At 65.3% G+C, this 17,496-nt stretch carries 14 protein-coding genes and 1 pseudogene; 10 read left to right on the top strand and 5 right to left on the bottom strand.

Translation table 11 applies throughout. The features are described 5' to 3' along the window. The first annotated feature begins 41 nt into the window (after positions 1-41). Genes argC through argH form a run of 8 tightly spaced genes read left to right on the top strand, consistent with a single transcriptional unit; the run spans position 42 to position 8,407 of the window. Positions 42-1,085: an N-acetyl-gamma-glutamyl-phosphate reductase gene (gene argC / locus WAO18_RS17845; RefSeq protein ID WP_422207562.1), complete on the top strand. Its 1,044-nt coding sequence runs from the start codon at positions 42-44 to the stop codon at positions 1,083-1,085. Continuing rightward, entirely contained in the window at positions 1,082-2,296 is a 1,215-nt protein-coding gene (gene argJ / locus WAO18_RS17840; protein ID WP_422207561.1) for a bifunctional glutamate N-acetyltransferase/amino-acid acetyltransferase ArgJ, read from the top strand. The genes argC and argJ overlap by 4 nt, the downstream gene beginning before the upstream one ends. After that, positions 2,293-3,162, top strand: coding sequence for an acetylglutamate kinase (argB, locus tag WAO18_RS17835; protein WP_422207560.1), 870 nt, complete (start codon positions 2,293-2,295; stop codon positions 3,160-3,162). Before argJ ends, argB begins: the two co-directional genes overlap by 4 nt. Further along, on the top strand, positions 3,159-4,349 hold the full coding sequence (locus WAO18_RS17830; RefSeq protein ID WP_422207559.1) for an acetylornithine transaminase: 1,191 nt from the start codon (positions 3,159-3,161) through the stop codon (positions 4,347-4,349). Before argB ends, WAO18_RS17830 begins: the two co-directional genes overlap by 4 nt. Beyond that, the gene (gene argF / locus WAO18_RS17825) at positions 4,346-5,272 is read left to right on the top strand and encodes an ornithine carbamoyltransferase (RefSeq protein WP_422207558.1); all 927 of its coding nucleotides are present in this window, start codon (positions 4,346-4,348) and stop codon (positions 5,270-5,272) included. Before WAO18_RS17830 ends, argF begins: the two co-directional genes overlap by 4 nt. After that, positions 5,269-5,763 (top strand): arginine repressor, encoded by a 495-nt coding sequence (locus WAO18_RS17820; protein WP_422207557.1) that lies wholly within the window; start codon positions 5,269-5,271, stop codon positions 5,761-5,763. Before argF ends, WAO18_RS17820 begins: the two co-directional genes overlap by 4 nt. A 26-nt stretch (positions 5,764-5,789) precedes the next feature. Beyond that, positions 5,790-6,998, top strand: a complete 1,209-nt coding sequence (locus WAO18_RS17815; protein ID WP_422207556.1) for an argininosuccinate synthase — start codon at positions 5,790-5,792, stop codon at positions 6,996-6,998. Continuing rightward, on the top strand, positions 6,995-8,407 hold the full coding sequence (gene argH, locus WAO18_RS17810; RefSeq protein ID WP_422207555.1) for an argininosuccinate lyase: 1,413 nt from the start codon (positions 6,995-6,997) through the stop codon (positions 8,405-8,407). The genes WAO18_RS17815 and argH overlap by 4 nt, the downstream gene beginning before the upstream one ends. A 4-nt stretch (positions 8,408-8,411) precedes the next feature. On the opposite strand, the gene WAO18_RS17805 is transcribed toward argH, so the two are convergent. Continuing rightward, positions 8,412-10,703: a putative bifunctional diguanylate cyclase/phosphodiesterase gene (locus tag WAO18_RS17805; RefSeq protein ID WP_422207554.1), complete on the bottom strand. Its 2,292-nt coding sequence runs from the start codon at positions 10,701-10,703 to the stop codon at positions 8,412-8,414. A gap of 165 nt (positions 10,704-10,868) precedes the next feature. Further along, positions 10,869-12,647 carry an ABC-F family ATP-binding cassette domain-containing protein gene (locus tag WAO18_RS17800; RefSeq protein WP_422207553.1) on the bottom strand — a complete coding sequence of 593 codons (1,779 nt, stop codon included), beginning with the start codon at positions 12,645-12,647 and terminating at the stop codon, positions 10,869-10,871. A 170-nt stretch (positions 12,648-12,817) separates the two neighbouring features. Here WAO18_RS17800 and WAO18_RS17795 point away from each other — a divergent pair, with 170 nt between their 5' ends. Beyond that, on the top strand, positions 12,818-15,787 hold the full coding sequence (locus tag WAO18_RS17795) for an acyl-CoA synthetase (protein WP_422207552.1): 2,970 nt from the start codon (positions 12,818-12,820) through the stop codon (positions 15,785-15,787). Positions 15,788-15,801: 14 nt separating this feature from the next. Next, positions 15,802-16,026, top strand: coding sequence for a Trm112 family protein (locus WAO18_RS17790; RefSeq protein ID WP_422207589.1), 225 nt, complete (start codon positions 15,802-15,804; stop codon positions 16,024-16,026). Here WAO18_RS17790 and WAO18_RS17785 read toward each other — a convergent pair. The 3 genes and pseudogenes from WAO18_RS17785 to WAO18_RS17775 all read right to left on the bottom strand — a co-directional run. Then, on the bottom strand, positions 15,992-16,615 hold the full coding sequence (locus tag WAO18_RS17785; RefSeq protein WP_422207551.1) for a TetR/AcrR family transcriptional regulator: 624 nt from the start codon (positions 16,613-16,615) through the stop codon (positions 15,992-15,994). The two genes, WAO18_RS17790 and WAO18_RS17785, sit on opposite strands and share 35 nt — an antisense overlap. Position 16,616: 1 nt before the next feature. Continuing rightward, on the bottom strand, positions 16,617-17,366 hold the full coding sequence (locus WAO18_RS17780) for an ABC transporter permease (protein WP_422207588.1): 750 nt from the start codon (positions 17,364-17,366) through the stop codon (positions 16,617-16,619). Positions 17,367-17,380: 14 nt separating this feature from the next. Further along, positions 17,381-17,496 (bottom strand): annotated as a pseudogene (locus tag WAO18_RS17775) (ABC transporter ATP-binding protein); the annotation flags it as partial.

The raw sequence follows: 17,496 nt of genomic DNA, 5'->3' as shown, positions 1-17,496 counted from the left end.
GAATTTGCATCAGTGTGCATAGTCATGCAACGATGGGTGCCATGAGTCAGGGGATACGGGTGGCGGTCGCCGGTGCCAGCGGCTACGCAGGCGGTGAGATCCTGCGGCTGCTGCTTGGGCATCCGGCTTACCACGACGGACGGCTGACTATCGGCGCGCTGACCGCTGCCGCCAGTGCGGGCGACCCGCTCGGCGAACACCATCCGCACTTGGTGCCGCTGGCCCAACAGGCCCTGGAGCGCACCGAGGTCGACGTGCTGGCCGGACATGACGTGGTTTTTCTGGCCCTTCCGCACGGTCATTCGGCGACCCTTGCCCAACAACTCGACCCGCAGACGTTGGTGGTGGACTGCGGCGCGGATTTCCGGCTCAGCGACGCCGACGCGTGGGAGCGCTTCTACGGTTCCCCGCACGCAGGCAGCTGGCCCTACGGGCTACCCGAGCTGCCCGGTAATCGCGACGCGTTGCGCGATGCCAGGCGCATCGCCGTGCCGGGCTGCTATCCGACCGCCGCGCTGCTGGCGCTGTTTCCCGCCGTTGCTGCCGATCTCATCGACCCCGCCGTCACGGTCGTGGCGGTCAGCGGCACCTCGGGCGCCGGCCGCGCCGCGAAAACCGATCTGCTCGGTTCGGAGGTCATTGGTTCGGCCCGGGCCTACAACATCGCCGGTGCGCACCGGCACACTCCCGAAATCGTGCAGGGGCTCGGTCAGTTCACCGATCGCAACGTCACCGTGTCGTTCACGCCGGTGCTGATCCCAACTTCACGCGGCATCCTCGCCACCTGCACCGCCCGGACCTCCGCACCGCTGTCGCAACTCAGAGCCGCATATGAAAAGGCTTACCACGACGAGCCTTTCGTGTATCTGCTGTCCGAAGGGCAATTGCCACAGACCGGCGCGGTGATCGGCAGCAACGCCGCGCACATCGCAGTCGCAGTGGACGAGGACGCGTCGACTTTCGTCGCGATCGCAGCGATCGACAATCTGGTCAAAGGCACCGGAGGCGCGGCCGTGCAGTCGATGAATCTCGCGCTGGGTTGGCCGGAGAATGAAGGCCTTTCGGTGGTCGGGGTGGCGCCATGACGGACGTCACCGACGTCTCGCCCTTGGTCCGCGCGCAGGGCATCACTGCCCCGGCCGGTTTTCGCGCCGCCGGCATCGTGGCCGGGATAAAGGCATCCGGCAATCTCGACCTCGCTCTGGTGTTCAACGAGGGGCCCGATCACGCGGCCGCCGGAGTTTTCACCCGCAACAAGGTCAAAGCTGCGCCGGTGTTGTGGACCCGCCAGGTTTTGGCCGACGGCCGGTTGCGCGCGGTGGTCCTGAATTCCGGTGGTGCGAACGCTTGTACCGGGCCGGGCGGTTTCCAGGACACCCATGCCACCGCGGAGGCGGTGGGCACCGCACTGTCGGAATGGGGCACCGAGACCGGGGCGATCGATGTTGCGGTGTGTTCCACCGGCTTGATCGGCGACCGGCTGCCGATGGACAAGGTTCTCGCCGGCGTCGTCACTCTGGTGCACGAGATGGCCGGCGGCATCTCCGGGGGCGACGAAGCCGCCCGGGCCATCATGACCACCGATACCGTGCCCAAACAGGTTGCGCTGCATCATCGGGGCAACTGGACCGTCGGGGGAATGGCCAAGGGCGCCGGGATGCTCGCGCCATCGCTGGCCACCATGCTGTGCGTGCTCACCACCGACGCCGTCGCCGAGGCGTCGGCGCTCGAGCAGGCGCTGCAACGCGCCACCGCGCTCACATTCGACCGGCTCGACATCGACGGCGTCTGCTCGACCAACGACACCGTCCTGCTGTTGGCATCCGGTGCCAGCGAAATCACGCCCAGCCAAGCCGATCTCGACGATGCCGTGCTGCGAGTCTGCGATGATCTGTGCGTCCAGTTGCAAGCCGACGCCGAAGGCGTCACCAAACGCATCACGATCAGCGTCACCGGCGCGATGACCCAGGACGACGCCGTCACGGCAGCCAGGGTGATCGCACGGGACAGCCTGGTGAAGACGGCGCTGTTCGGGTCCGACCCGAACTGGGGCCGAGTGCTGGCCGCTGTCGGCATGGCGCCGGTAGAACTCAACCCCGACCGGATCACCGTGTCGTTCAACGGTTCAGCGGTATGCGTCGACGGTGTCGGCGCACCGGGAGCGCGCGAGGTGGATCTGTCGGTCGCCGACATCGAGGTCTCCGTCGACCTGGGAGTCGGCACCGCGCATGCCGCGATCCGCACCACCGACCTGTCGCACGCGTACGTCGAAGAGAACTCGGCGTACAGCTCATGATCTCGACCGACATCAAAGCGCAGGTCCTGGCCGAGGCCTTGCCCTGGCTGACCCGGCTGCACGGCAAGATCGTTGTGGTCAAATACGGCGGCAACGCGATGACTGACGACGGGCTCCGGCGAGAGTTCGCCGCCGACATGGCGTTCCTGCGCAACTGCGGCATTCATCCGGTCGTCGTGCACGGCGGAGGCCCGCAGATCAGCGCCATGCTCACCCGATTGGGCATCACCGGCGATTTCAAGGGCGGATTCCGCGTCACCACACCCGAAGTGCTCGACGTGGCGCGCATGGTGCTGTTCGGTCAGGTTGGCCGCGAGCTGGTGAACCTGATCAACGTGCACGGCCCGTACGCGGTCGGCGTCACGGGCGAAGACGCAAATCTGTTCACCGCGGTGCGGCGCAGCGTCAGCGTCGACGGCGTAGACACCGACATCGGTCTGGTGGGCAACATCGCCCGGGTGAACCCCGCTGTGGTACTGGATTTGATCGCCGCCAACCGAATTCCGGTCGTGTCGACGCTGGCGCCCGACGTCGACGGTGTCGTGCACAACATCAATGCCGACACCGCCGCTGGCGCGTTGGCCGAGGCGCTGGGAGCCGAGAAGCTGTTGATGCTCACCGATGTCGAAGGTCTCTACACCAGCTGGCCGGACCGGGATTCACTGGCCAGCGAAATCGACACCGCCGCTTTGGCGCAACTGTTACCGACGCTGGCGACCGGCATGATCCCGAAAGTCGAGGCCTGCCTACGGGCGGTGACCGCCGGCGTACCCAGTGCACACGTTATCGACGGCCGCGTCGAGCATTGTGTGCTGGTTGAGCTGCTCACCGACGAAGGGTCCGGCACGAAGGTGGTGAGCGCATGACGAACACGCAGACCATGCAGCAACGTTGGTCGGCGGTGATGATGAACAACTACGGTGTGCCGCCGGTGGCCCTGGCCAGTGGCCGCGGCGCCGTGGTCACCGACGTGGACGGCAAGTCGTACCTCGATCTGCTGGGCGGCATCGCGGTCAATGTGCTGGGGCACGGGCATCCCGCCGTGCTCGACGCCGTCACACGACAGATGTCGACGCTCGGGCACACCTCCAACCTGTTTGCCGCCGAACCCGGCATCGCACTGGCCGAGGCGTTGGTCGGTCTCCTCGGCACCGATGCGGAGGCCCGGGTGTTGTTCTGCAACTCCGGCACCGAGGCCAACGAGGCGGCCTTCAAACTCTCACGACTCACCGGCCGGACCAAACTGGTTGCCGCGCAAGGTGGTTTCCATGGCCGGACCATGGGCGCACTGGCACTGACCGGGCAGCCGTCCAAGCAGGCGCCGTTCGCACCGCTGCCCGGCGACGTCACACACGTGCCGTACGGCGACGTCGACGCCCTGGCGGCAGCGGTCGGTGACGACACCGCTGCGGTGTTCCTCGAGCCGATCATGGGGGAGAGCGGCATCGTCGTGCCGCCCGACGGCTATCTGGCGGCCGCCCGCGACATCACCGCCCGCCACGGAGCGCTGCTGGTTCTCGACGAAGTCCAGACTGGAATGGGCCGTACCGGAACATTTTTCGCACACCAGCACGACGGCGTCACCCCCGACGTGGTAACGCTGGCCAAAGGACTGGGTGGGGGATTGCCGATCGGTGCGTGCCTGGCGGTCGGTCCGGCAGCGCAGCTACTGACCCCCGGCCTGCACGGCAGCACCTTCGGCGGCAACCCTACCTGCGCCGCCGCCGCGCTCGCGGTGTTACGGGTATTGGCCGGCGAAGACCTGGTACGGCGGGCCGGGGTGCTCGGAAAGACCTTGCACCACAGCATCGAATCGCTTCATCACCCGTCGATCGACCACGTCCGAGGCCGTGGGTTGTTATGCGGGATCGCCCTCACCTCTCCCACCGCGAAAGGGGTCGAAGCGGCCGCTCGCGCCGCCGGCTTCCTGGTCAACGCCGCCGCACCTGACGTCATCCGCCTGGCGCCGGCGTTGATCATCACCGAGCATCAGCTCGACACGTTCGTCACCGCGTTGCCCGGTATCCTGGACACCGCCGGGGAGGCGCCATGATCCGGCACTTTCTGCGCGACGACGACCTGACACCGAGCGAACAGGCCGAGGTGCTGGCGCTGGCCGCCGAATTGAAGAAGGACCCGTTCTGCCACCGTCCGCTGGACGGACCGCGCGGCGTCGCGGTGATCTTCGACAAGAACTCCACCCGTACCCGGTTCTCCTTCGAGGTGGGTATCGCACAGCTCGGCGGGCACGCGGTGGTGGTCGACGGCCGCAGCACCCAGCTGGGCCGCGAAGAGACGTTGCAGGACACCGCGAAAGTGTTGTCCCGCTACGTCGATGCCATCGTGTGGCGCACCTACGGGCAGGCGCGTCTGAGTGCGATGGCCGAGACCGCGACGGTGCCGATCGTGAATGCACTCTCCGACCAGTTCCACCCCTGTCAGGTACTCGCTGATCTGCAGACCATCGCCGAACGCAAGGGATCACTGCGTGGTTTGCGGATGTCCTACTTCGGTGACGGCGCCAACAATATGGCGCACTCGTTGATGCTCGGCGGTGTCACTGCCGGCATGCACGTAACAGTTGCAGCCCCAGCCGGATTCGCGCCCGATCCATTGTTTACCGCCGCCGCCGAACACCGTGCCGCGGACACCGCAGGCTCGGTGACCATCACCGCGGACCCCATCGCCGGGGCGTCCGGCGCCGACGTGCTGGTGACCGACACCTGGACATCGATGGGCCAGGAAGACGACGGGCTGGACCGCGTCCGGCCGTTCCGGCCGTTCCAGCTCAACGCCGATCTGCTGACCAAGGCAGACGCAGAAGCTGTTGTGCTGCATTGCCTTCCGGCTCATCGCGGTCACGAGATCACCGACGATGTGATCGACGGCCCGCACAGTGCGGTGTGGGACGAGGCCGAGAACCGGCTGCATGCGCAGAAGGCGCTGCTGGTCTGGCTGTTGGAGCGATCGACATGACGCGCTCGAAGACCACTCCCGAGATCACCCGGGTCGGACGGCAGGCGCGCATCGTTTCGATCCTGTCGTCAGCCGAGGTGCGCAGCCAGAGCGAGTTGGCCGCGCTGCTCGCCGCCGACGGTGTCGAGGTCACCCAGGCGACCCTGTCGCGGGACCTGGAGGATCTCGGGGCGGTGAAACTGCGGGGCGCCGACGGCGGGGTCGGCGTCTACGTCGTGCCGGAGGACGGCAGCCCACTGCGCGGCGTATCCGGTGGCACCGCGCGACTGTCGAGGCTGTTGAGCGAGGTACTGGTTTCCACCGACGCCACCGGAAACCTCGCCGTACTGCGGACCCCGCCCGGCGCCGCCGACTACCTGGCCAGTGCCATCGACCGGGCAGCGCTGCCCTACGTCGTCGGGACCATAGCCGGGGATGACACGATCTTCGTGGCGGCTCGCGAGCCGATGACCGGTGCGGAACTCGCAAACCTGATCCAAGACCTCACATAACCGCACAACTTTAAGGAGAACAGTTCATGTCCGAGCGCGTCATCTTGGCGTATTCCGGCGGTTTGGACACCTCGGTGGCTATCAGCTGGATCGGCAAGGAGACCGGCCGGGAAGTTGTCGCGGTCGCGATCGACTTGGGTCAGGGCGGTGAGGACATGGAGGTGGTGCGCCAGCGGGCGCTGGACTGTGGCGCCGTCGAAGCCGTGGTCGTCGACGCCCGCGACGAATTCGCCGACGGCTATTGCCTGCCCACCATCTTGTCCAACGCCCTCTACATGGATCGCTACCCGCTGGTGTCAGCGATCAGCCGGCCTCTCATCGCCAAGCATCTGGTCACGGCAGCCCGCGAACACGGCGGCAGCATCGTCGCGCACGGGTGCACCGGTAAGGGCAACGACCAGGTCCGCTTCGAGGTCGGATTCGCCTCGCTGGCACCGGATCTGGAAGTGCTCGCCCCGGTCCGCGACTATGCGTGGACGCGGGAGAAGGCCATCGCGTTTGCCGAAGAGAACGCCATCCCGATCAACGTCACCAAGCGTTCGCCGTTCTCCATCGACCAGAACGTGTGGGGTCGAGCGGTGGAAACCGGTTTCCTGGAACACCTCTGGAACGCGCCCACCAAGGACGTATACGACTACACCGAAGACCCCACGGTGAACTGGAACACCCCCGACGAAGTGATCGTCGGCTTCGAGCGAGGCGTGCCGGTGACCATCGACGGCAACTCAGTATCAGTGCTGCAGGCCATCGAGGAACTCAACCGACGCGCAGGCGCGCAGGGTGTCGGGCGCCTCGATGTCGTCGAAGATCGGCTAGTGGGCATCAAGAGTCGCGAAATCTACGAGGCGCCGGGCGCGATGGTGCTCATCACGGCCCACGCTGAACTCGAACACGTCACGCTGGAGCGTGAGCTGGGCCGATTCAAGCGGCAAACCGACCAGCGCTGGGCGGAGCTGGTGTACGACGGGCTGTGGTACTCGCCGTTGAAGACCGCGTTGGAGACCTTCGTCGCCAAGACTCAGGAGCACGTCACCGGCGAGATCCGAATGGTGTTGCACGGCGGCCATATCGCCGTCAACGGCCGGCGCAGTAGCGAGTCGCTCTACGACTTCAACCTGGCCACTTACGACGAGGGCGACACATTCGATCAGTCGATGGCGAGGGGCTTCGTCTACGTGCACGGGCTGTCGTCCAAGCTGGCCGCGCGCCGGGACCTGGCCGCAGACGAAACGTGAGCACCAACGAGGGATCGCTGTGGGGCGGGCGGTTCGCCGAGGGCCCGTCCGATGCGCTGGCCGCGCTGAGCAGGTCCACCCACTTCGACTGGGTACTGGCGCCCTACGACATCACCGCATCCAAGGCGCACACTCAGGTGCTGTTCAACGCCGGGCTGCTGACCGAGGATCAGCGCGACGGGCTGCTGACCGGACTGGACAGCCTGGCCGAAGACCTCGCCGACGGCAGTTTCGGCCCGTTGGTCAGCGACGAGGACGTGCACGCCGCGCTCGAGCGAGGGCTGATCGACCGGATCGGACCCGACTTGGGAGGTCGTCTGCGGGCCGGCCGCTCGCGAAACGACCAGGTGGCCACGCTGTTTCGGATGTGGCTGCGGGACGCGCTCCGGCGAGTAGCCGCCGGCGCGTTGGACCTTGTCAGCGCACTGGTCGACCAGGCCGCGGCTCATTCGAGCGCCATCATGCCGGGCAAGACGCACCTGCAGTCGGCTCAGCCGATCCTGCTTGCCCACCATTTGCTTGCGCACGCCCATCCACTGCTGCGCGACGTCGACCGCATCGTCGATCTTGACGCGCGCGCCGCGTTGTCGCCGTACGGCTCAGGAGCGCTGGCCGGCTCGTCGCTGGGGCTGGATCCTGACGCGATCGCCGAACAACTCGGTTTCACGGCGGCCGCCGACAACTCCGTCGACGCGACAGCGTCAAGGGATTTCGCCGCGGAGGCGGCGTTTGTCTTCGCGATGATCGGTGTCGACCTGTCCCGGCTTGCCGAGGACATCATCATCTGGAGCTCAACCGAATTCGGCTATGTCACCCTGCATGACTCGTGGTCGACCGGTAGTTCGATCATGCCGCAGAAGAAGAACCCCGACATCGCCGAGCTGGCTCGCGGCAAGTCCGGCCGATTGATCGGAAACCTGGCCGGCCTATTGGCCACGCTCAAGGCTCAGCCACTGGCCTACAACCGCGACCTGCAGGAGGACAAGGAACCGGTGTTCGACTCGGTGGCACAGTTGGAGCTGCTGCTGCCGGCGATGGCCGGACTGGTGAGCAGCCTGACTTTCAATGTCGAGCGGATGGCAGCACTGGCCCCTGCCGGCTACACCCTCGCCACCGATATCGCCGAATGGCTGGTGCGCCAGGGTGTTCCGTTCCGTGATGCCCACGAGGCCGCGGGAGCGGCCGTGCAAGTGGCCGAACGGCTGGGTATCGGGCTGGACGAGCTGACCGACGATCAACTGGCCGAGATCAGCGCCAACTTGACCCCTCAGGTGCGAGAAGTCCTCACCATCGAGGGCTCGGTGTCCTCACGCGACGCGCGCGGTGGCACTGCACCCAGCCAAGTTGCCCGGCAACGTGATTCAGTTGTCGCCGCGGCCGAACGGCTTCGGGAGAAGTTGAGCCGCTAGGCGACTACTGATTTCTTCTCGTCGGAACGTCGGGGACCTGCGGTATTTCACCGGCCGGCAACGGTCCGCAGAAATAGTTGCCTTGGACGACATCACAGCCGAATCGTCTGAGCCACTGAGCCGTTTCGTCGTTTTCCACGCCTTCGGCGACACTCGCGATACCGAATTCCTCGGCCAACTCGATGACTGATCGAGCGATAGTCGCGGCACGCTGGTCGTACAGGATCGGCGAAATGAGTTGACGGTCAAGCTTGACTTCGTCGATTGGCAACTCACGTAGATAGGTGAGCGTGGAGTATCCGCTGCCGAAGTCGTCGATCGACACCCGGATACCGGCTTGCCGTAGACGATTGAGGACCGCGCGCCCCTTGCCGAAGTCGGCCACCATCAACTCCTCGGTGATCTCCACCGTCAGCAGGCTGGCCGACATGTTGTACGAATCCAGCACGGACATGATGCGGTCGGGCAGGGTGTCATCGTCGAGGGACCGCGCCCACAGGTTGATGGCAACCGGGATTGCGGAACCTGCCCGGCACCAACCCGAAGCATCCGCGACCGCCCGGGAAAGCACCAAATCGGTCACGGCGTCCATAAGCCCGTGTTCACGGACCAGCGGCAGGAATTCGCGCGGCTCCAAGGTACCTAAAGTGGAGTGTTCCCAACGTATTAGCGCCTCCGCACCGCGGATTGACCCACTGGCCATCCCGAATTGGGGCTGGTACACGAGCGTGAGCAGACGGTCGTCGATAGCGCGTCGCAGATCCCACAGCAGCTGTAGCCGGGCGATGCCGTCGCGAAACGACTGCCGGGTGCCGAGATGAGCGTCCATCTCCGGGGTAAACGTCTGCACGTCAGTAGCACTCGTTTGTTCGGCGCGGGATCGAGCAGCTTCGGCATTGTTCAGCAGGTCTCCCGGGGTGACCGAGGCTCCGTCGTCCGATCCTGCCGTTGCCACGCCAATGCTCAGGTGCACGTACACCCGATTGTCTCCGATGTCGAGCGCGCCGTCGAAGGCTCGGGCGAGTCTTTTGCCGACCTGCGCGGCGACCTCGGGGCGGTCTTCGACCAGAACCGCGAATTCGTCTCCACCCATTCGCGCGACGGTGTCACCGGCCCGGACGCTGGCTTGGATCCGGGCGCCGACACCGCGCAACAATTCGTCGCTGGCGGCGTAACCCAGTGTGTCGTTGACAACGTTGAAATCGTCGACTCTGACGCTGAGCAGACTGACCGGGACAGCCAGACGAAGGTGCAACTGCACAGCGTGCGCCAGCCGTTCATCGAGCAACCGCCGATTCGCCAGGCCAGTCACCGTGTCGCGCAAGGCGGCGTCGGCCACCTCATCGAGCAGACGTCGCTTCCGGTCGAGGGCCAACAGATGGCGCAACAGCACGGCGCTGACGAGTACCACGCCCGCCGAGAAGAGGAACGCATCCCCGCGGTCCGCGGGCCAGAAATGCACGGCGCCAACGACGATCGCGGCGGACACGGGCAGATACGGCAGCCACATCGACAGCCGCGAGAACGAATGGGATGTCCGGGTGTCGAGGTCGGGTCCGGGCCGCGAGGCAATTGCGGACAGCGCGAGAAAGTAGGTCCCGCTGACCCACCCGAGAGTTACGACGTCATCCGGGTCGGCCTTGTTCTCGTACAGGTGTAGCGCGCCGGCCATACCGATGGCCGCGAACCCCGCGGCCAGCAGCACCGGCGATGCCCTGCGACCAGGTTCGGCTATCCAGACGACAATCAATGCAATGACGACGAGCCCGAGATAGATAGCCGTGATGCCGGCCAACAGGATGCGCGGGATGCTCACCCGGTCCGCTGCGCCCAGCACCAGACTCCCCAACGCCAAGAACAACGACGTGGCGACGATGATCCCGTCGAGCAGCAGGCCGACGCCGAACCGATAGTCATCGCGATGAGGAACCAGAACCGTTGCACCCAAAGCGCATAACGGCAACACCACGTAGCCCAGCTCAGCTGCGGAGGAATTCGAAATCGGGCCGGTGTCTGCCAGTTCGACGTAGCACCAAACGGCATTACCGGCTGCCCAGCCCCCCACCCCGGTAACCATGGCAATCCACGCAAGTCGCTGACGGCCATGAACGGCCCAAGCGGCGTTTACCGCACACGCAGTCGCGAAGACACCCATGATCACAATGCCCACTGGGCCGATCGCGGCGACGCCTGAGCCCGAATTGCCCCTCTCGGTTAACAACATCACCGCGAACAAGAGCACGCCCACGGTCGCCAACACCATGAGCGCTACTCGGCCCGGCGTCATTGCGGACATCTCTCAACCTGTCAGAGGTGGGCACCAAATTCCGGACAAGCGACGTTCGCTCGCTAATAACCTTAAAATATGCTGAGCGTGGCCGTAGTAATTTTGGCACTGCACCGGAATTCCGGAGCTCAGGTTCGAATTTCCGAAATATTTTTACGGTAGTGAAATTCAAAATCACTCAAACGCTTCCGAAACTTCCATCCATCGATTCTCGAGCTCGGCGATGCTGCCTTCGAGTTCGCGCAATTCCTCGGTGAGGCGAGCGATGCGAACGTGGTCGGACTGATCATGCTCGGCCAGTTCATGATGCTTGGCAGCGACCTGTTCAGCCAGTCGCGCCAGCCTGCGATCGATGGCACCGATCTCCTTTTCGGCGGCGCGAAGCTCGGCCCCCGAGATCTGCTGCGACTCCGGAGTTCTGGTGGCAGCGGCTGCGGCCCGCCCCACACTCGCCTCGGACGCCAGTCGCAAATACTCGTCGATGCCACCGGGAAGGTGTCGCAGCCGACCGTCCAAGATCGCGTACTGCTGATCGGTGACGCGCTCCAAGAGGTAGCGGTCGTGGGAGACCACGATCAACGTGCCCGGCCACGAGTCGAGCAGATCTTCGGTGGCGGCCAGCATGTCGGTGTCCACGTCGTTGGTGGGCTCATCCAGCATCAGCACATTGGGCTCGGCCAATAGCGTGAGCATAAGTTGCAGGCGGCGGCGTTGCCCACCGGATAGCTCGCTGACCCGGGCCGAAAGCTGACCGCTCGCAAACCCGAGGCGCTCCAGCAGTTGGGCGGGAGTGACGTCACGTCCGTCGACCTGGTACCCGCTGCGCAGCCGACCCAGCACATCGGCGACCCGCTCGCCGGCCAGCGGAACCAACTCGTCACCTCGCTGGTCGAGCATTCCCAAGCGAACTGTCTTGCCGCGCTTTACTTTTCCGCTCTCCGGCTGGACGGTGCCGGTGATCAGCCCCAGCAGGGTCGACTTGCCGGCCCCGTTGGCCCCGACGATGCCGGTGCGTTCGCCGGGTCCGATCCGCCATTCGACATCGCGCAGTACGGGCCGGCCTTCGAACGACACCGACACATCAATCAGATCCACGACGTCCTTGCCGAGTCGCGCGGTGGCGAGTTTGGCCAGCTCGACTGTATTGCGAAGCGGTGGCACGTCGGCGATCAGCTGGTTGGCCGCATCGATACGGAACTTCGGTTTCGATGTGCGGGCCGGGGGACCGCGGCGCAACCAGGCCAACTCCTTGCGCATCAGGTTCTGCCGCTTGGACTCGGCGAGGGCGGCTTGTCGGTCCCGCTCGACACGCTGCAATACGTACGCGGCGTAACCGCCCTCGAATGGCTCGACGATCCCGTCGTGCACCTCCCACGTCGTGTTAGCCACCTCATCGAGGAACCAGCGGTCGTGGGTTACCAAAAGCAGTCCGCCGGTGTTACGGGCCCAGCGCTGCTGCAGGTGCGCGGCCAGCCAGGTGATGCCCTCGATGTCGAGATGGTTGGTCGGCTCGTCGAGCGCGATGATGTCCCACTCGCCGACCAGCAGCGCCGCCAGCTGAACCCGCCGCCGCTGACCGCCGCTGAGCGTGCCGATCACGGCGTCCCACCCGATGTCGGACACCAGGCCGGTTACGACTTCGCGGATGCGCGGATCACCGGCCCACTCGTGTTCGGGGCGATCACCGACCAACGTCCATCCCACCGTGCTGTGGGGGTCGAGGATGTCGGCCTGGTTCAGCGCTCCGACCCGCAATCCGCTGCGCCGGGTGACCCGCCCGGCATCCGGGCGCACCTGACCCGTGAGCAAATCCAGCAAACTAGATTTTCCGTCGCCATTTCGTCCTACGATGCCGATGCGATCGCCGTCGCTGACCCCGACGGTCGTCGATTCGAAGACGACCCGAGTCGGATATTGCAGGTGTACTGCCTCGGCGCCCAGCAGATGTGCCACCGGCCCGACCCTAGCCGCATGCCGGGCAGAGGCGATCGGCGAGCCGGAGCGACTAGGCTGGTCGAACGGACGGGCACCGTGGCCAAAGCAACGGACCCACCCCTGTCATGTGCCATGATGTCAGGCCCACGCGCAGCACAGGATGGTCTTTGTTCGAGGGGAGCGGCGGCATGGATCTGAAGTTTTCAGCGGTTACGCGACCGGTTGAGCGCCTCATGGCGACCGCACAGAACGGCCTGGAAGTCCTGCGGCTGGGTGGGCTGGAAACCGGCAACTCCCCGTCCCCGTCACAGACCGTCGAGAGCACGCCGATGTACAAGCTCCGACGGTATTACCCGCCGGACAGCCGCCCGGGGCACCCTCAGGCAGGCCCGCCGGTGCTGCTCGTGCACCCGATGATGATGTCGGCGAATATGTTCGACGTCACTCGCGAGGAAGGCGCGGTCGGCATCCTGCACGCCGCCGGGCTGGATCCCTGGGTTATCGACTTCGGCTCACCCGACAAGATCGAAGGCGGGATGCGCCGCACGCTGGCGGACCACATCGTCGCGCTGAGCGAGTCGCTCGATGCCATCACCGATATCACCGGTCAGGACGTACACCTGGCCGGCTATTCGCAGGGTGGGATGTTCTGCTACCAGGCGGCGGCTTACCGGCGCTCGAAAAGCATCGCCAGCATCGTGACGTTCGGCTCGCCGGTCGACACCCTGGCAGCCCTGCCGATGGGACTTCCGCCCAACTTGGCTCCCGGTATCGCCAATTTCATGGCCGACCATGTCTTCAACCGGCTCGATATTCCAGGTTGGTTGGCGCGCACCGGCTTTCAGATGCTCGACCCGCTCAAAACCGCTAAAGCGCGGGTCGATTTCGTGCGCCAACTGCACGATCGCGAGGCGCTGCTGCCGCGCGAAGCCCAGCGCCGATTCCTGGAGTCAGAAGGCTGGATCGCCTGGTCCGGACCGGCCATCTCCGAACTGCTCAAGCAATTCATCGCGCACAACCGGATGATGACCGGCGGTTTCGCGATCAACGGCCAATTGGTGACGCTGACCGATATCACCTGTCCTGTGCTGGCTTTCGTCGGCGAGGTCGACGACATCGGTCAGCCGGCCGCGGTGCGGGGTATCCGGCGAGCTGCGCCCAACGCCGAGGTCTACGAATACCTGATCCGGACCGGCCATTTCGGCTTGGTGGTCGGATCCAGAGCAGCGCAGGAGTCGTGGCCGACGGTCGCCGATTGGGCGCTGTGGATCTCCGGAAACGGCGACAAGCCCACCGACATCTTCCCGATGGCCGATCAGCCGGAAGAACCTACCGATCGCGGTGTCGCGCTCACTTCCCGGCTGATGCACGGCCTCGGCGAGGCCTCCGAGGTGGCACTGACATTCGCCCGCGGCGCCGCCGACGCCGTGTTCGCGGCGAATAAATCCGTGCGCACGTTGGCCGTCGAGACCGTTCGCACGCTGCCCCGTCTGGTTCGCCTGGGCCAGATCAACGACCACACCCGGATCTCGTTGGGCCGCATCATCGGCGAGCAGGCGCACGACGCTCCCAACGGCGAATTCCTGCTCTTCGACGGGCGCGTGCACACCTACGAAGCGGTGAACCGGCGGATCGACAACGTGGTGCGCGGCCTGATCGCGGTCGGAGTGCGCCAAGGCGAACACGTCGGGGTGCTCATGGAGACCCGGCCGAGCGCGCTCGTCGCCATCGCCGCGCTGTCGCGGTTGGGTGCCGTCGCGGTCCTGTTGAAGCCCGATATCGACCTGGCCGCGTCAGTCCGGCTCGGCGGCGTGAGGGAAATCATCACCGATCCCACCCATCTCGAGACCGCGCGGCAATTGCCCGAGCAAATCCTGGTTCTGGGCGGTGGTGAATCGCGCGACCTGCATCTGGGTGACGAAGCCAACGTCATCGACATGGAGCAGATCGACCCCGACGCCGTCGAGTTGCCGGCCTGGTACAGGCCGAACCCGGGATATGCGCGCGATCTCGCGTTCGTCGGGTTCAGCACCGTGAGCGGCCAGCTCGTCGCCAAGCAGATCACCAACTACCGTTGGGCGTTGTCGGCCTTTGGTACCGCCTCGACCGCCGCCCTGGGACGCACCGACACCGTGTACTGCCTCACCCCGCTGCACCATGAGTCCGCGCTACTGGTCAGCCTCGGCGGGGCGGTGGTCGGCGGAACCCGTATCGCATTGTCCCGTGGGCTGCAGCCCGACCGATTCGCTGCCGAGCTTCGTCAGTATGGCGTCACCGTCGTCTCCTATACCTGGGCGATGTTGCGCGACGTCATCGACGACCCCGGGTTTGCCTTGCACGGCAACCATCCGGTGCGGTTGTTCATCGGCTCGGGTATGCCGACCGGTCTGTGGCAGCGGATCACTGAGGTGTTCGCGCCCGCGCAGATCGTCGAGTTCTTCGCGACCACCGACGGACACGCGGTGCTGGCCAACGTGTCCGGCGCCAAGATCGGTAGCAAGGGACGGCCACTGCCGGGTGCGGGACGGGTCGAACTGGGCGCCTACGACGCCGAACACAATCTGATCCTGGAGACCGACAGCGGACTGGTCCGCGTTCCGGACGCCAATGAAGTCGGCGTGTTGCTCGCCGAGCCGCGCGGACCGATCGATCCGACCGCGTCGGTCAAGCGCGGTGTCTTCGGTCCGGCGGACACCTGGATTTCCACCGAGTACTTGTTCCGCAGAGACGCCGACGGCGACTTCTGGTTAGTGGGCAGGCGCGGCTCGACGATTTCCACTGAGCGCGGAATCGTTTACTGCGAACCGATCACCGACGCGCTGGGCCTGATTCCCGCGGTGGACCTCGCGGTGACGTATGGGGTGCCGATGGACGGTCACCAGGTGGCGGTGGCCGCGGTGACGACGCGTCCGGGGGCGACGATCACCGCCGCCGATCTCACCGAAGCCGTTGCCGCCATGCCGTTCGGGCTGGGACCCGACATTGTGCACGTGGTGCCGGAGCTGACGCTGAGCGCGACCTATCGTCCGACCGCCAGCCCGTTGCGTGCCGCCGGGATTCCCAAGCCGGGTCGGCACGCGTGGCTCTTCGACGCCGAGGCGAATCAATTCCGGCGCCTGACCGGTCCCGCGCGGGCGGAGTTGTCGGGTGCGCAATAAGCTTGGGGATGAACGTGATTGACGAAGAGTTGCTGAGCATCCTGGTGTGCCCAGCAGACCGGGGTCCGTTGGTGCTGGTGGACGACGCCGACGATCACCTGCTGTACAATCCGCGACTGCGCCGCGCCTATCGCATCGAAGACAACATCCCGGTGTTATTGGTGGATGAGGCCGTTGAAGTCGGCGACGACGAGCATGCCCGCCTCATCGCGAAGGCAGCTCCGGTAAATCCCCAGTGAGGTAACGCTGCAGGTTCGGGGCGATGGTCCGCGCTATCTGATCGGCCGGCAGCGATGTGAACGGCTCCAAATCCAAGATGTAACGCGCCAACACCACGCCCGCCAATTGCGATGCCACGAACTGGATCCGGATGATCCCGCTTCCCGGGGGGTCGTCGACACGCGCGCCCAGCTCGACCGCGATCACGTCTTGGATGAACGAACGGAACAGGTTAACTTCCGAGCCGGCAATGATCGACCGCAGCGTGGCGATGAGCCCCGAACCCAGCTCGGAGTCCCACAGTGGCAACAACGTCGACGGAATTGCGTAGCCGAGTCCCTCGATGGGCACCTCGCGTAGCGGGCCGATGATGTCCATCGGGTCGATCGGGATGCGAACCGCCGCGGCGAACAGCTTTTCCTTGGTGCCGAAGTAGTGATGCACCAACGCCGAATCGACGCCCGCCGCCGCGGCTACCGCACGTATCGAGGTATTGCTAATCCCATTGCGGGCAAACAATACTCGGGCATTATCCAGAATCCGCTGGCGTGTGTCGGAATTCCCGGAGGGGCGGCCGGGCCGCTTGCGCCCGGTGTTGGTGGTCGCCACGCTATGGAGTCCGTCGCCGAAGGGTCGCGGCAGCCAGGCACAGTGCAGCGAGCGCAAAACCCAACACAGCCAGAATGTCACGTACCGCGACGCCGGTCAGCTCGGTATGCGCGCCAACTTGTTGCAGCGCCTCCAGCGCGTAGCTAGCCGGCATCACATTGCTGATCCACTCCAGCCAGGTCGGCATCAGTGCGCGGGGAACGATGATCCCGGCCAGCAACAGCTGCGGCACCATCACCAGCGGAATGAACTGCACTGCCTGAAACTCGGTGCGCGCGAACGCACTACACAACAATCCGAGACCGACACCGAGGACCGCGTTGACGATAGCGATCAGGAACACCCACAGGGGACTGCCTGCGGTGTCGAAGCCGAGAAGCCAGAAAGCCACCAGGCAAGCCAGGGTGGCTTGCACCGCCGCGGCGATCGAAAAGGCCGTCCCATAGGCGATCAGCAAGTCGAGCCGGCGCAACGGAGTGGTCAGGATGCGCTCGAGCGTTCCCGAAGCCCGTTCGCGCTGCATGGTTATCGCCGTGATGATGAACATCACGAAGAGCGGGAAAATGCCCAGCAGGACCAGGCACGCGTTGTTGAACGGCGATGGCGTACCCGGTCGGTGCGGAGCGTTCTCGAACATGAAGTACATCAACGTGATAACCAAGACCGGCACCGCTAAGATCATCGCGACGCTGCGGTGATCGGCGGCAAGCTGGCGCAGGATACGTAAGGTGGTCGCGCCGTACGGTTTCAGAGATCCCTGAAGACCTAACCGACTCGGCGCTTCGTGCCGCGCTTGATGATGGACAGAAACGCGTCCTCCAGTGACGTGCATCCGGTGTCCTCTCGTAGTTGGGTTGGGGTGGTCTGCGTAACCAGGTGGC

Source organism: Mycobacterium sp. (genome assembly GCF_049278535.1).
Classification (GTDB): Bacteria; Actinomycetota; Actinomycetes; order Mycobacteriales; family Mycobacteriaceae; genus Mycobacterium.
The sequence above is the reverse complement of the archived record's forward strand: the minus strand, read 5'-3'. Positions and strand labels throughout refer to the sequence as shown.

Coding starts and splice junctions, on each gene's coding strand:
- argC (WP_422207562.1), top strand. CDS start 42: ATGAGTCAGGGGATACGGGTGGCGGTCGCCGGTGCCAGCGGCTACGCA.
- argJ (WP_422207561.1), top strand. CDS start 1,082: ATGACGGACGTCACCGACGTCTCGCCCTTGGTCCGCGCGCAGGGCATC.
- argB (WP_422207560.1), top strand. CDS start 2,293: ATGATCTCGACCGACATCAAAGCGCAGGTCCTGGCCGAGGCCTTGCCC.
- WAO18_RS17830 (WP_422207559.1), top strand. CDS start 3,159: ATGACGAACACGCAGACCATGCAGCAACGTTGGTCGGCGGTGATGATG.
- argF (WP_422207558.1), top strand. CDS start 4,346: ATGATCCGGCACTTTCTGCGCGACGACGACCTGACACCGAGCGAACAG.
- WAO18_RS17820 (WP_422207557.1), top strand. CDS start 5,269: ATGACGCGCTCGAAGACCACTCCCGAGATCACCCGGGTCGGACGGCAG.
- WAO18_RS17815 (WP_422207556.1), top strand. CDS start 5,790: ATGTCCGAGCGCGTCATCTTGGCGTATTCCGGCGGTTTGGACACCTCG.
- WAO18_RS17805 (WP_422207554.1), bottom strand. CDS start 10,703: ATGTCCGCAATGACGCCGGGCCGAGTAGCGCTCATGGTGTTGGCGACC.
- WAO18_RS17795 (WP_422207552.1), top strand. CDS start 12,818: ATGGATCTGAAGTTTTCAGCGGTTACGCGACCGGTTGAGCGCCTCATG.